14 protein-coding genes are annotated in these 12,672 nt (G+C 74.9%); 7 read left to right on the forward strand and 7 right to left on the reverse strand.

Annotation, left to right across the window (positions count from 1 at the left end; all coding sequences use genetic code 11):
* The first annotated feature begins 95 nt into the window (after positions 1-95).
* Positions 96-1,355, forward strand: a complete 1,260-nt coding sequence (locus tag IE330_RS03955; RefSeq protein ID WP_190134419.1) for a PP2C family protein-serine/threonine phosphatase — start codon at positions 96-98, stop codon at positions 1,353-1,355.
* A gap of 36 nt (positions 1,356-1,391) precedes the next feature.
* On the opposite strand, the gene IE330_RS03960 is transcribed toward IE330_RS03955, so the two are convergent.
* Positions 1,392-2,021 carry a MarR family winged helix-turn-helix transcriptional regulator gene (locus IE330_RS03960; RefSeq protein ID WP_190134420.1) on the reverse strand — a complete coding sequence of 210 codons (630 nt, stop codon included), beginning with the start codon at positions 2,019-2,021 and terminating at the stop codon, positions 1,392-1,394.
* 240 nt (positions 2,022-2,261) lie between these two features.
* Positions 2,262-2,780 carry a MarR family winged helix-turn-helix transcriptional regulator gene (locus IE330_RS03965; RefSeq protein WP_190134421.1) on the reverse strand — a complete coding sequence of 173 codons (519 nt, stop codon included), beginning with the start codon at positions 2,778-2,780 and terminating at the stop codon, positions 2,262-2,264.
* 464 nt (positions 2,781-3,244) lie between these two features.
* Between IE330_RS03965 and IE330_RS03970 the strand changes: the two genes are divergently transcribed.
* Together IE330_RS03970 and IE330_RS03975 are read left to right on the forward strand one after the other, a co-directional pair.
* Complete coding sequence (locus IE330_RS03970) at positions 3,245-3,643, forward strand: ATP-binding protein (protein WP_190134422.1); 399 nt, start codon at positions 3,245-3,247, stop codon at positions 3,641-3,643.
* Positions 3,644-3,845: 202 nt separating this feature from the next.
* Positions 3,846-4,199 (forward strand): STAS domain-containing protein, encoded by a 354-nt coding sequence (locus IE330_RS03975; RefSeq protein ID WP_190134423.1) that lies wholly within the window; start codon positions 3,846-3,848, stop codon positions 4,197-4,199.
* Between the two features lie 107 nt (positions 4,200-4,306).
* Here the strand turns inward: IE330_RS03975 and IE330_RS03980 are convergent, their stop codons facing one another.
* The 5 genes from IE330_RS03980 to IE330_RS04000 form a co-directional block, all read right to left on the reverse strand.
* The gene (locus tag IE330_RS03980; protein WP_190134424.1) at positions 4,307-5,605 is read right to left on the reverse strand and encodes a PP2C family protein-serine/threonine phosphatase; all 1,299 of its coding nucleotides are present in this window, start codon (positions 5,603-5,605) and stop codon (positions 4,307-4,309) included.
* A complete protein-coding gene (locus IE330_RS03985; RefSeq protein ID WP_190134425.1) occupies positions 5,602-6,648 on the reverse strand; it encodes a SpoIIE family protein phosphatase in 1,047 nt (348 codons plus the stop codon). The genes IE330_RS03980 and IE330_RS03985 overlap by 4 nt, the downstream gene beginning before the upstream one ends.
* Positions 6,645-7,013, reverse strand: coding sequence for an anti-sigma regulatory factor (locus IE330_RS03990; RefSeq protein WP_229925376.1), 369 nt, complete (start codon positions 7,011-7,013; stop codon positions 6,645-6,647). The genes IE330_RS03985 and IE330_RS03990 overlap by 4 nt, the downstream gene beginning before the upstream one ends.
* Before the next feature lie 104 nt (positions 7,014-7,117).
* Positions 7,118-7,516, reverse strand: a complete 399-nt coding sequence (locus IE330_RS03995) for an STAS domain-containing protein (RefSeq protein WP_190134427.1) — start codon at positions 7,514-7,516, stop codon at positions 7,118-7,120.
* The gene (locus tag IE330_RS04000; protein WP_190134428.1) at positions 7,513-8,385 is read right to left on the reverse strand and encodes an STAS domain-containing protein; all 873 of its coding nucleotides are present in this window, start codon (positions 8,383-8,385) and stop codon (positions 7,513-7,515) included. The genes IE330_RS03995 and IE330_RS04000 overlap by 4 nt, the downstream gene beginning before the upstream one ends.
* A gap of 446 nt (positions 8,386-8,831) precedes the next feature.
* Here IE330_RS04000 and IE330_RS04005 point away from each other — a divergent pair, with 446 nt between their 5' ends.
* The 4 genes from IE330_RS04005 to IE330_RS04020 all read left to right on the forward strand — a co-directional run bounded on the left by IE330_RS04005 (position 8,832) and on the right by IE330_RS04020 (position 12,531).
* The gene (locus tag IE330_RS04005) at positions 8,832-9,065 is read left to right on the forward strand and encodes a DUF5133 domain-containing protein (RefSeq protein ID WP_190134429.1); all 234 of its coding nucleotides are present in this window, start codon (positions 8,832-8,834) and stop codon (positions 9,063-9,065) included.
* A 320-nt stretch (positions 9,066-9,385) separates the two neighbouring features.
* Complete coding sequence (locus IE330_RS04010) at positions 9,386-10,438, forward strand: YncE family protein (protein ID WP_190134430.1); 1,053 nt, start codon at positions 9,386-9,388, stop codon at positions 10,436-10,438.
* A 104-nt stretch (positions 10,439-10,542) separates the two neighbouring features.
* Positions 10,543-11,829, forward strand: a complete 1,287-nt coding sequence (locus IE330_RS04015) for an SLC13 family permease (RefSeq protein WP_373314556.1) — start codon at positions 10,543-10,545, stop codon at positions 11,827-11,829.
* 189 nt (positions 11,830-12,018) lie between these two features.
* Entirely contained in the window at positions 12,019-12,531 is a 513-nt protein-coding gene (locus IE330_RS04020; protein ID WP_190134431.1) for an Asp23/Gls24 family envelope stress response protein, read from the forward strand.
* Positions 12,532-12,672: the final 141 nt, after the last annotated feature.

Consider the following 12,672-nt stretch of genomic DNA (forward strand, 5'->3'; position numbering starts at 1 on the left):
GCGCAACCTTCACTTCTGTGGACAGGTCCGCGGACCGGTCGGCGGAAGTCCCCCTGCCGGGCCCCCGGTTCCGGCACCGACTGAATCAGGATGACGTGGACGAGACTCCCATCGCGCAGGCGTTGCGCGCCGCGGCTCCCCATGCCCTCGTGGACGTCGTACGCGAGGCCGTGAAGGACACGTACGGCGCCGTCGACGTCCAACTCCGGCTCGCCGACTACGGAATGCGCTCCCTCCAGGCCGTCGGTCCGGACGCGGAGGGGTCCGTGTGCATCCACACCAGCCCGCAGGGGCGGGCGTTCGGCTCCCAGAAGCCGTACATGACACGGACCGCGGCCGGTGCGGTGGACGTCCACCTGCCCGTGATCATCCGGGGGGACAACCTCGGCGTCCTCACGGTGCGCATGGGTGCGGACACCTACGCGGAGCCGATCCTGCCGGAGCTGGCCCGCATCAGTGAAGCGCTCGGACACGAGATCCTCGTCGCGGAGCGCGACACGGACCTGTACGTGCTCGCCCGGCGGGCGGCGCGCCTGACCCTCGCGGCCGAGATGCAGTGGCAGCTCCTGCCCGGCCGGGCCTGCGCCCGTGAGGAGTTCGCCATCGGTGCCCACCTGGAGCCCGCCTATGCCATCTTCGGCGACAACTACGACTGGTCGGTGTCCGCCGAGCGCCTGACGCTGACCATCACCAACGGCATGGGCGAGGGCGTCCAGGCCGCGCTCCTGACGAACCTCGCCGTCAGCGCCCTGCGCAACGCGCGCCGGGCGGGCCTCGACATCGCCGGCCAGGCCCTGCTGGCCGACCAGGCGGTGCACGCCCAGTACGGGGGCGAGGCCCACGTCGCGGTGCTGCTGCTGAGCTTCGACCTGGCGACCGGCGAGGTGGACGTCGTGGACGCCGGTTCGCCGCGGCTGTGGCGGCTGCGGGGCCGCTCGGTGTCGGAGGTCCGCTTCGACGCGCAGCTCCCGCTGGGCATGTTCGGGGACACCGTGTACGAGACGCAGCACTTCACCGTGCGCCCGGGCGACCGGCTGGCGTTCGGCAGCGACGGCGTGTACGACGCCTCGTCACCCGGCGGGGTGAACTACGGCGAGAGCGCGCTGGCCCGCACCCTGCTGGCCACGAGTCTGCTGCCGCCGTCGCAGGTGCCCGGCGCGATGCTGCGCGAGCTGAGCGACCACCACGGGGACCCGGCCCTGGACGACGACGCCCTGGTGCTGTGCCTCGACTGGTACGGGCGCCCGGGGGCGGCCCCGGTCCCCGACGTCCCGGAGGGCTCCGACGACACCGACGCCCCCGAGGGTCCGGGCGGGTCCGAGGACCCCGCCGGTTCCGGCGACGGCCCCGCCTGACACCGCCTGACACCCCCGGGCGGCGCCGGCCTGCGGTCACCGCGGTCCGGCGCCCTCCGGCTCGGCGGCACCGGGGTTGGCACCGCGGCCGGACGAAGAGCCGGGCGAGGCCTCGTCCCGGCGTACCGACGCCGTGCGCGCCGCCCCGGCCGCCGCCTCCGACAGGATCGCGTCCCCGGGGCGCTCGCCGGGCGCCTGGGGGCCCGCCTCCAGCGCGGCCCGGAACCCGACGAGCCCGTCCCTGAGCGCGCTCCGCGCCGCGGGCGGCATCGCCCGGACGACCCGCCGCAGGCTCTCCTCCCGCCGCTCGCGCAGCCCGCGCAGGTGCCCCCGCCCCCGGCCCGTCAGCCGGAGCGTCAGCTCGCGCCTGCTCACCGGGCTGGGGCCGCGCTCGACCAGCCCCGTCGCCTCCAGGCGGTCGCACAGCCGGCTGACCGACGACGGCGGCGACCCCAGCAGCTCGCTGAGGGTGCGCAGGTTGATGCCGTCGCCGCGCTCCAGGCAGCGCAGCACGCGCAGTTGCGACGCGGAGACGGTGGAACCGCCGGAGCCGGGCTCCTGGCCGCGGTCCGTGTCCCACACCAGGTCCAGCAGCTCGATGGCGTCGCACGCCACCGGCGCGACATCGGCGGGGCGCCGCGAGGCGGGCGCGGGCTGAGCGTTCATGCCACTGCACTTCCCGTGAGTTCCGGCGGTACTGCGGGGACGTCCGGTACGGCGGAACGTCCGTACCGTCCGTACGGACGCGACCCGGGCCGTGCCGCCCCGGTCCGGCGTTCCTCGCCCTGGCGGCACCCTACCGCCCGGTCGGCGCGCCGCTCCCGGCGGCGAGCCCCGCTTCCCCGCGAGGTCAGCGGGGCGGTGGAGGCGCCGTGGACACCTGGTGGGGGCTCCAGCGCGGGCACTTCACGCCGAGCGCACATCGCCGTCGGCGCCGCGGCCGGAGGCGCCCTGCGTCTGCTCCAGCGCGTCGCGCAGGGCGACCAGGCCGTCGAGCAGGACGCGGCGGGCGGCGGGGGTCATCCGGTCGGTGACCTCCCGCAGCGAGGCGACCCGCCGGTCCCTCAGGGTCCGCAGATAGGTGCGGCCGTGCCGGGTGAGGTGCAGTTCCAGCTCCCGCCTGCTGACCTTGCTCGGGACGCGGCGGACGAAGCCCAGGGCCTCGAGGCGGTCGCACAGCCGGCTCACGGACGGCGGCGCGGAGCCCAGGAGCTCACCGAGCGTGCGCAGGTTGATGCCCTCGTCCCGGTCCAGGCAGTGCAGGACGCGGAGCTGCGAGGGCGAGGCGGGCGCCGAGGGCACCTCACGGCCGTGCTCCCACAGCGCCTCCAGGAGCTCGGCCAGCTCACCGGCCAGGTCGGGGTGCGTGTGGTCCGTGTCGTCCGCGCGCTGCCGCGCGCTCAGCTCGCCGTGGTCCGTGACCATCTCACCGACACTTCCCGCCGCCGGCGCCCGGCCACCGGCGGGCGGTGACACCCGCCGTCCCCGCTGTCCCCGCCGCGCCGACGGAACCGACCGGACCGGGCCGCGGGCACCGTCCGCCCGGACGGCGCGTCACTGGCTTGCTCATGGCCTTTCCCCTCGTCGCCCCCTCGGTCGGCCTCGACGCCCCGCACGTCGGTGGACGGGGACGGACCGCACGGCCCGCTGCCCGTCCGCGTCGTCACGCCCCGCCACTCGGCGGCGCCGGACGAGGCGGGCGGCCGCGCCCTCTAGCCTATCCCCGTACCGCGTCCGAACCCACGGCCCCGGCCCCACGGTACGGATGTCCGCCCGCGCACGGCGCCCGACCTGCGGCTTCCCACCCGGGTGCCGGCTCGCGGCGTAGCCCCGGGGGTTCGGGGCAGGCGATCTGTACGTGAGCATCGAGACGATGGGAGGTTGTTGTCGTGGTGCACCCTCCGGAGGAGAAGCGAGCGGTGCGGAAGTGGTCGCGGTACGGAAGGGTCTCGGCGGCCGAGGCGCGCGCGACGGCGCGTGAGTTCTTGGCCTCGGTGGGACACACCGACGAACGGCACGCGGACGCGGTGCTCCTGGTGGTGTCGGAACTGGTGACGAACGCGGTGCGGCACGCCGGCGGCGTGACCGCGTTCCAACTCAACCACAGCGACCGCGGGGTGACGGTGTCGGTGTACGACGCCACCGACGACCCCCCGCGCACCGCGGCCCTGGACCCGGCCCGGCCGGGCGGGTTCGGTCTGCACCTGGTACGCGGCCTGGCCGGCCGCCTGGAAGTCGAGTGGCGCCCGGTCGGCAAGCGGGTGGGGGCCACCGTGCCGCTGTCGTGAGAGCGCGCCCTTTCGTACGAGCGTAGAGAGCCCCCCTTTCCCGGGTGACGTGCCGTGCCCACCCGTGTCCCTCATGTGAGCAAGGCGACACGCCCGTCGCGCTGAAGTGCTGCTAAGAGCGTCCTCACGGGGTAGAGGTCTGCTCCACGAAGCACGTCGGCAGCGAGTCGGGCGGTGATGGCCCGGGAGAGGTGTGCAGGCCATGGAAGACCGCTTCTGGCTCAGCCGCGAGGACGACGACGCGGGGGCGCGAGCCGTGCTGCGGCTGTCGGGCGAACTGGACCTGGAAGGTGCCCCGTCGCTCGCCGAAGCCGCGGGCCCGCTGCTCCACGACAGAGCCCGGACCGTCGTTCTCGACTGCGAGGACGTCACGTTCTGCGACTCCAGCGGGCTCAACACCCTGCTGATCCTGCGCGAGCACTCCGAGACGTCCGGGGCGCGGCTCCTGATCTCCCGGCCCTCGCCCAGCATCCGCCATCTGCTGCGCCTGACGCACACGGACCAGGTGTTCCGTGTGGTCGACGGCATAGATGACGTGGACGTACCCCATCCCTGACATCCGCGACGGCCTGCGGGCGAACCGACCTTCGGCCGTTGCCCGGTGCGGGCGGACGGTCCGCGACGGCCGTTGCCCGGCCCGTCCCGTCGGATCCCGCGCCGAGCTTACGCATCCGCTCCCTGACCCGACGCCCCCTCGTCCGTGCCGCCGCCGAGGCGCACCGCGAGGGCCAGCGTGTCGTCCGCGTGCAGTATCACCTCGTGCATCTCCTTGGCGATCTCCGCGGGCAGGTGCGCCGTGGGCCGGTGGGCGTGCTCACGGACCGCCCGGGCCAGCCGGGCCTCGCCCTCCTCGGGGTCCCTGCGGCTCTCGGTGAGGCCGTCGGTGTAGAGCAGCAGCAGGTCGCCCGGGCGCAGCCGGGTGCGGCGGATGCCCTCGCTGCCGGGCAGCGGGAAGCCGATGCCCCGGCCGGGGGTCTCCAGGAACTCGGTGTCGCCCTCGCGGCGCAGCAGCAGCGCGGGCGGGTGGCTGCCGTTGGCCAGGCGGAGTTCGCCGGTCTCCGGGCGCAGCCGGGCCAGCAGGACGGTCGCCATCAGGCCGGGGTCGAAGGGGGCGAGCACCTCGTTGGTGCGGGCGACGACCGACTCCAGGGGGTGGCCTTCGAGGGCCAGGGTGCGGACGGCGTGCGTGACGTTGAGGGCCGTACGGGTGGAGCGGACGCCGTGGCCGAGCGCGTCGACGACGGTGATGTGCACGGTGCCGTCGGGCAGCACGAACCAGTCGTACAGGTCGCCTCCGGTGGGGGCCTCGGAGTCCGCAGGGGCGTAGTGCACGCCGAGTTCGAGCCCGGGCACGTCCAGGACGGGCGGGCGCAGCGCGTCCTCCAGCTCGCGCAGGACGCGGCCGTGGGCGCGGCGCAACTGCTGGTCGCGCTCGTCGAGCTGGACGTACAGGGCGAGTACGCCGCTGTTGGTCTCGGCCAGTTCGTGCTTGAGCATGCGGTGCTCGGCCTTGAGGGCGTCGACCTGGGCCAGGGCCGCGCCGAGTTCCTTGAGCAGCAGCTCGGTCTCGCCGGTGGGCAGGGGCTCGCCCGGCGCCACGACGTCGGCGCCCGGTGCGGGGCGCGGGACGTCGTGCGGGGCCGGGTCGAGGGGGATGTGCCAGGTCACGGCGGTGGGGGTGGTGCGGTGCGCGGGGAGCGGGAGGTCGTCCGCGGCGGGGACGTCGACGCCGCACGCGGGGCGGTCGAGGACCACGACGAGCATCGGCGTCCCGTCCTGCCCCGCGCCGCGGCGCTCGGCCGTCAGGGCGACGGCGTGCCCCGCCTCGACGGCCGGGGCGGCGACGTGGGTGACCGCGAGGGCCAGCCGGGCGCGGACCTCCACGTCGAGGTGGTGGGCGTCGGCGAGCCGGCGGACGGCGTGTCTGAGCGCCGGCAGGGAACACAGGTCGGTGGCGGTCATCGGGGCCTCTGGGGGGTCTTGACGGCGACGACGGTCGTGTCGTCCCGGCTGCTGCGGAATCCGTGGACGAGAGCGGCGGTCAGCAGCGGCGGCGGCAGCCGCAGCAGGAACGGCTCCGGGGCCCGGGCCCAGCGGTGGTCGAGGCCGTCGGTGTGGAGCACGGCGGTGGTGCCGGCGGGGGCGCCGAGGCGGCGCACCTGCGGCGGGGGCATGTTCCAGCCGACGACGCCGGGCTGGCCGGTGAGCCGGTGGGCGACGTCGTCGGGGGACAGCAGGACGGCACGGACGTTCCCGACGCCGCAGTAGGAGGCGGTGGCGCCCTCCAGCCGCAGGACGGCGAGGGCGGCACCACGGGAGTGGCGCAGGGCGCGGTTGGCCGCGGTGAGCAGGTCGGGCAGGTCGGCGTCGGGGGCGCGGCGGAAGGTGCGTACGGCGGCGCGGGCCGCTTCGGCCGCCTCGGCGCCGTGGCCGAGGCCGTCCACCACGAGCGCGGTCGGGCCGCGGTCGGTGAGGGCCACCGTGACGGCGTCGCCGCAGTGCTTCTCGCCGTCGGCGGGCAGGCACAGGGAGGCCAGCGGGCGCTCGGCGTCCGCGGTGCGGCGCGGGGGCGCGAGGCGGGCGCAGACGAGCGTGCCGGTGCCCGACCGGGTGCGGATGGTCAGGGTGGTGGCGATGCGGCCGATGGCGCCCAGGCCCGCGCCGAGGGTGTTGGTGGTGGTGTAGCCGTCGGTCAGGCAGCGCTCCAGCTCGCGCATGCCAGGGCCCCGGTCGACGGCGATGACCTCCATGCCTTCACCGTAGGTGAGGGGCTGGAGGTAGAGGCTGCCGCCGTTGGCGTGTTTGGCGATGTTGCTGGCGAGTTCCGAGGCGACCACGGCCGCCTGGTCGGGCAGGGCGCCGGGCAGGCCGCAGCGCTCGGCGACGGCGCGGGCCGTCGCCGCGGCCAGGTGCACGGCGCTGAAGTGGTCGATCGGGACGGCTCGGGTGGTCTCCGCGAGGGCGCCGCCCGGGGGTCCCGAGGGGCTGGTGGGGCCGGGGGTCACGCGCGCCTCGTGTGCCACCGGGTGGCGGTGACGACCGTGCCCCGTCCGGGTTCGCTGCGCACGGCGAAGTCGTCCATGAGCCGGCGGGCGCCGCCCAGGCCGTGGCCGAGGCCCGCGCCGGTGGTGAAGCCGTCGGTGAGGGCGGCGTCCACGTCGCTGATGCCGGGCCCCTCGTCCTCGACGGTCAGCCGGATGCCGGTGGTGCCGAGGCGGCGGACGATCTCGATGGTGAGGGTGCCTCCGCCGCCGTGCACGTAGGCGTTGCGGGCCAGTTCGCTGGCGGCGGTCACCACCCGCGTCTGGTCGACGATGCCGAAGCCCGCGAGCACGGTGGCGGCGCGCACGGCGTGCCGGACGTGCAGCAGGTCCTCCTCGGTGCAGACGGTGTGGGTGGTGGAATCCTGCGGACGCGTCTGCCCGGGTACCCCGGTGGTGCGGGGCGCGGCGGCGGTGTGTCCGTCGGCTCGCGTCACGGTTCCGGCCTCTCCTGCGACGACGCGCCCCGGTACCAGCCCAGGGCGGCCATCCCCTGTTCGGCGCTGAGCGCGGTCTCCACCCCGGCCAGCTCGATGCCGAGTTCGACCAGGGTGATGGCGACCGGGGGGCGCATCCCGGCCACGATGACGCGGGCTCCGAGCAGCCGCGCCGTGGTGCTGAGGTCCATCAGCGTGCGGGCGACGAAGGAGTCGACGAGCTCCAGGCGCGAGATGTCGATGAGGACGCCGCGCGCGCCGGTGGTGGCGATGGTCTCGGTGAGCTCCTCGGTGAAGGCCAGGGCCGACTTGTCGTCGAGTTCGTTGAGCAGCCCGCTGACCAGGACGTCGCCGAGGCGCAGAATCGGTACCCCCGCGGTGGGTCGCTGGTTCACCGGGCGTCCGTCCCGTCGGGGCCCGGCGTATCGGTGAGCGGGATGGCGGCGGCGAGCGCGTCCGCGAGCGTGGCGCGGGTCAGGATGGTCGACAGGTCGATGCCGAGCTGGGCGATGGTCTGGGCGATCGGCGGGCGGATGCCGCTGATGACGCAGTCGGCGCCCATGAGCCGGACCGCCTTGACGGTCTGCATGAGGTGCTGGGCGACGGCCGTGTCGACGGTGGGGACGCCGGTGATGTCGATGATGGCGACGAGCGCCTGGTCGTCCTGGATGGCCTGGAGGAGGTTCTCCATGACGATCTGGGTGCGCGCGGTGTCCAGGGTGCCGATCAGGGGTACGGCGAGGACCTTGCGCCACAGCCGCACCACGGGCGTGGACATCTCCAGGAGCTGCCGGCTCTGGCGGCGGATGATCTCCTCGCGGCCCTCGACGTAGACCTCGAAGGACAGCGCGCCGGCGGCGTCCAGGAGCTGGTTGATGAGCAGTGCCGCCGCGAGGATCTCGTCGCTCTCGTGGCTGACGCGGCGCACGGCTTCGAGGAGCGCCTGCTTCAGGGCCTGGACGGCCAGCGAGGCCAGGGTCGGCGACGCTCCGCCCCGGGCGCGGCGCAGGGACAGGTCGGTGACGTTTCTGTTGAGGTCCTCGTGGGTGTGGACGAGGCTCTGCGGGCGCCCGCCTCCTTCGAGGGCCGCCGACAGGGCGGCGACCAGGGCGTCGGCCTCCTCGTGGAGTTCGCCCTCGGTCAGGTCGCTGCCGAGGACGGCTTGTTCCCGCTGGAGCTGTACCCAGCGGTCCGCGATGTCATCGGCGTTCGCGCGCAGAACCTGCGTGACGCGTTCACGTACGGCGGTGTCGCTGCTCGTCACAGCCCAACCTCTCACCTTCCGGACCGTCCGGGTGGACGTCATCCTCTTGCTGCCGACCAGGAGTCGTACCGGGACGCGACCCGGTCGGCCGGACTGTTGCTTGCCGCCCGGCAAATGTTATCGGCCCCCGTCAACCCGGAGCCGAGGGGGGTTCCGGGTGGCCGTGGCCGCGTCGGCGCCCCCTGCCCATGGTGCCCGTGGGGCATCGCGTACCCCGTGTTGCCTTCACCACCATGGCACTTGCGAGTGGTCCGGGAACACATGAACGGGTGTGAACTTCCGGGATCCTGCACGCGCGGGGGCGCGTACTCCACCCCCGCACAGCGGCGTGGCCGAAAATCGACGCACATGTCCGGGAGGGGCCGGGGCACGAGGACGCAGAGCCACCCGCGGTGACCGACCGCCGGGCGGCAGGTCAACCGAGCAACACGACTGAGGAGAACTCCATGCTGCTGGCCCACCCCGTGGTTCTCTCCGACCTGATCCGGGAGTACGAGGCGCTGACGGCGCTCAACGCCGAGGAGGGCGGCGAGACCGCCCGCCGCCGCCTGGCCGACGTCTCGTACACGCTGTGCGTGGCCACGGGCACCGCCGACATCGACGCCGCCCTGGCGGCCGCCCGGCACCGGCTGCCCGGCGCCCGGCCCCTGGACGACTCCCTGGCGGCGCAGGCCGGTTGACGCCGGGCTCCGCCCCCCGGCGGGACCGGCCGGGCACCGGGAGGCGTCCGCGCCCGGCGGCCCGGGGGCGTCCGCAGCGGACGGGCCGGAGCTGCCGGAGAACCCCGCGAACCCGGGGCGGCCCGGTAGTTCGAGGTGCCGCCGCCGCGGGCCGAGTACGCACGAAACTCGTGGAGTGTGACCCGCGACTTGTGGAGTGTGACCCGCGTCGCACCGGTCCCCCGTCGCGTCCGGCACCACCGGGGTGTTTGCGTGCCGCAAGGACACCTTGCGCACGCGGCATTGGAAAGCGTCCGGGGCCCGCGCCCAGGATGATCGACATGACGTCCACGAAGACCTTTCCTTCCCCCTCCGCCGCTTCCGACACGCTGGCGGTGGTCAGCCAGAGCGGGCCCGGCGTCACCTTCTTCAACGCCGCCACCTTCGAGCGGCAGGAGGTGCTGGCGCTGCCGCCTGAGCCGCACGAGCTCTGCTTCGACCCGCGCCGCCGCCTCCTCTACGCCACCAGCGCCTACGTCTCCGGCTACTACCACGCCAACGCGGGCCGAGCCACCGCCGTCAGCGTCATCGACGTCGCCACCCGGACCGTGGTCGACGTGATCGACACCACCCCCGACCACGCCCCGCACGGCATCGTCCTCGACGGCGCGCGCGACCGCCTGTACGTCAGCGTCGAGGCCACGGACACCGAGCCGGGCGGGGTGGTGGTGTACGACGCGCGGGACCGGCGGCGGATCACCCGGATCCCCACGCTGGCCCCGGGCCCGCACTGGTTCGCCCTGACGCCGGACGGCCGCAAGGGCTACGCGACCAACAAGGAGGCCCCCTTCGTCACGGTCGTCGACCTGGAGCACGACCGGCCGACGGGGCGCATCGAGGTCCCCGGCAGCGAGGGCCTGGACGTCTCCCCCGACGGCCGGTACGTCTACGTCGCCGCTCCCAAGGGCGACTTCGGCCCCCGTCCGGCCGCGCAGCCGGGCATCCGGGTCGTCGACACCGCAACGGACCGCGTGGTGCGCGTGCTGCCCACCGAGGGCGTGGTCTTCCCCGTGCACACCACCGCCACCGGTCTGCTGCTCGCCGGTGAACTGCGGATGTCCGCCGACCCGGACGCCGCGCTCGGCGGGCAGCACAACGGCGTCCTGACCGTCTTCGCGCCGGACACCTTCGAACAGGTCGGCCAGGTCGAGGTCGGCCGGTTCCCGCTCACCATCACCTCGTCGCCGGACGGCTCGCTCGGCTTCGTCGCGGGCGTCGTCTCCAGCACGGTCACCGTCGTGGACCTGCGGCGGACGCGGGTGGTGACGACCCTGGAGGTCGACCGCGCGGGCGAGCCGGGAGCACACGGCCTGGCGTACATCCCGGCCCCGTAGAGCCTGCTGCCCGACCGCCGTCCCCTGGCGCACGCGGGACGGCGGGTGGGCCCCACGCCGTGGCGCCCACCGGACTCGGGGGCCAGGTGCGCACGCTCCGGCGCATGCCGGGAATGATCGGGATCATGTTCGCCGAGTCCGTGTCCGTCGCCGCCCTGGCCGTCGTCCTGGTGTGTGCCGTCGTCCGTCCGTTCCGCCTGCCGGAGGCGGTGTTCGCGGTGCCCGCCGCCGCGGCCGTCGTCGCCGCCGGGGCCATCCCCCTGGCCGACGTACGGGAGGAGGCCGCGCGCCTCGGGCCGGTGGTGGGCTTCCTCGCGGCCGTCCTGGTGCTCGCCAAGCTCTGCGACGACGAGGGCCTGTTCCACGCCTGCGGTACGTGGATGGCCCGCTGGGCGGGGCGGCGCCCGGGCCGGCTGCTCGGCGCGGTCTTCGCCCTGGCCTCGGTGATCACCGCCGCGCTCAGCCTGGACGCCACCGTCGTGCTGCTCACCCCTGTGGTGTTCGTCACGGCAGGCCGCATGCGCGTGGTCCCGACACCGCACCTCTACGCCGCCGCGCACCTGTCGAACACGGCCTCCCTGCTGCTGCCGGTGTCGAACCTGACCAACCTGCTCGCCTTCAGCGCGTCCGGGTTGTCCTTCACGCGGTTCGCGCTGCTCATGGCCGGGCCGTGGCTGGCCGCGATCGCCGTCGAGTACGCCGTCCTGCGCCGGTTCTTCGCCGCCGACCTGGCCGGGCCCGCCGCGGCCGACGCCGCCGACACCGGCGCGGCGGAGCCGGAACCGCCGGAGCTGCCGCTGTTCGCCCTGGTGACCGTCGCCTGCACGCTCGCCGGTTTCGCCGTCGCCTCGGCCGCGGGCATCGACCCGGCCCGGGCCGGGGCGGCGGGCGCGGCCGTGCCGGCCGTGCGCGCGCTCGTCCGGGGGCGGCTGGCGCCGCGCGGCCTGGTGCGGGCCGCCTCCCCGGCGTTCCTCGCCTTCGTCCTGGCCCTCGGGATCGTGGTCCGCGCCGTGCTCGACAACGGCCTGGGTGACGTGCTCGGGCGCGCCCTGCCCGACGGCACCGGGCTGCTCCCGCTGCTCGGCGCCGCCGCGCTGGCCGCGCTCCTGGCGAACCTGATCAACAACCTGCCCGCCGTCCTGGCCCTGGTGCCGCTGGCCGCGCCCGCCGGGCCCGGCGCCGTCCTCGCCGTCCTGATCGGGGTGAACATCGGCCCCAACCTGACGTACGCGGGTTCGCTGGCCACCCTGCTGTGGCGGCGCGTCGCCCGGCACCACGGGCACGAGGTCCGCCTGCGCGAGTACACCGTCCTGGGCCTGCTCACCGTGCCCGCCGCGCTGCTCGCGGCGGTCCTCGCCCTGTGGGCGGGCCTGGCCGTGCTCGGCCCCTGAGCCGGTCCCCGGCCCGCCCGTGCCGGGGCGCGCCCGTGGCCATTCGGTCAAAAACCGCTCCTGCCCGACCGCCATGCATCCGGACCCGTGGAGCAGAGCAGAAGGACAGGAGGAAGGCGGCAGGACGGCACGTACCGGGCTGACGCACGGAACGAGACCGCACCGGACGAGACGACGAGGAGACACGTCATGGCGACATCAGAGCTGGCGCCGAAGGCGAACACGCCGCAGAGCGGGGAGAACACCGGCGGTACCGGGCAGAACGCGCCGGGTGCCACCACCCTCACCGGCCGTGCCGGCGCCGACCAGCCCCCGGCGACGCGCGGCAGGACGTCCATCGCCGACGTCGTCGTGGTGAAGATCGCCGGAATCGCGACACGGGAGGTCCCGGGCGTGTACGACATGGGCGGCGGCCTGTCCCGGGCGATCGGGGCCGTGCGCGACCGCGTCCCGGGCGGCCGTTCGAACGTCGGCCGGGGCGTGAAGGTGGAGGTCGGCGAGCGGCAGACCGCCATCGACCTGGACGTCGTCGTGGAGTACGGCGTGCCGATCACGGACGTCGCCCACGACGTGCGCGAGAACGTGATCGCCGCCGTGGAGCGCATCACCGGTCTGGAGGTCGTCGAGGTCAACGTGGCCGTGAACGACGTCCACCTGCCCGACGACGACAACTCCGACGGCGGCTCGGCCCGCGTGGAGTGAGCGACCCCCGCGCACGGCGCACGCGGGGACGGGCAGCAGGTCCGGCTCCCGTTCCCGCCAGGCCACTCGGGCCCTGACGGCCCCGGGCCTCCGCGCGCCGGGGCCGGGCCGTCGCACGGACGGCCCGGCCCCGGCGTGCGG

It is taken from the genome of Streptomyces longispororuber (genome assembly GCF_014656095.1).
GTDB lineage: Bacteria > Actinomycetota > Actinomycetes > Streptomycetales > Streptomycetaceae > Streptomyces > Streptomyces longispororuber.

Bases quoted from the DNA above. Each gene is read 5' to 3' on its own strand.
- IE330_RS03960 (WP_190134420.1), bottom strand. From the start codon at position 2,021: ATGAACGCTCAGCCCGCGCCCGCCTCGCGGCGCCCCGCCGATGTCGCG.
- IE330_RS03965 (WP_190134421.1), bottom strand. From the start codon at position 2,780: ATGGTCACGGACCACGGCGAGCTGAGCGCGCGGCAGCGCGCGGACGAC.
- IE330_RS03975 (WP_190134423.1), top strand. From the start codon at position 3,846: ATGGAAGACCGCTTCTGGCTCAGCCGCGAGGACGACGACGCGGGGGCG.
- IE330_RS03980 (WP_190134424.1), bottom strand. From the start codon at position 5,605: ATGACCGCCACCGACCTGTGTTCCCTGCCGGCGCTCAGACACGCCGTC.
- IE330_RS04005 (WP_190134429.1), top strand. From the start codon at position 8,832: ATGCTGCTGGCCCACCCCGTGGTTCTCTCCGACCTGATCCGGGAGTAC.
- IE330_RS04010 (WP_190134430.1), top strand. From the start codon at position 9,386: ATGACGTCCACGAAGACCTTTCCTTCCCCCTCCGCCGCTTCCGACACG.
- IE330_RS04015 (WP_373314556.1), top strand. From the start codon at position 10,543: ATGCCGGGAATGATCGGGATCATGTTCGCCGAGTCCGTGTCCGTCGCC.
- IE330_RS04020 (WP_190134431.1), top strand. From the start codon at position 12,019: ATGGCGACATCAGAGCTGGCGCCGAAGGCGAACACGCCGCAGAGCGGG.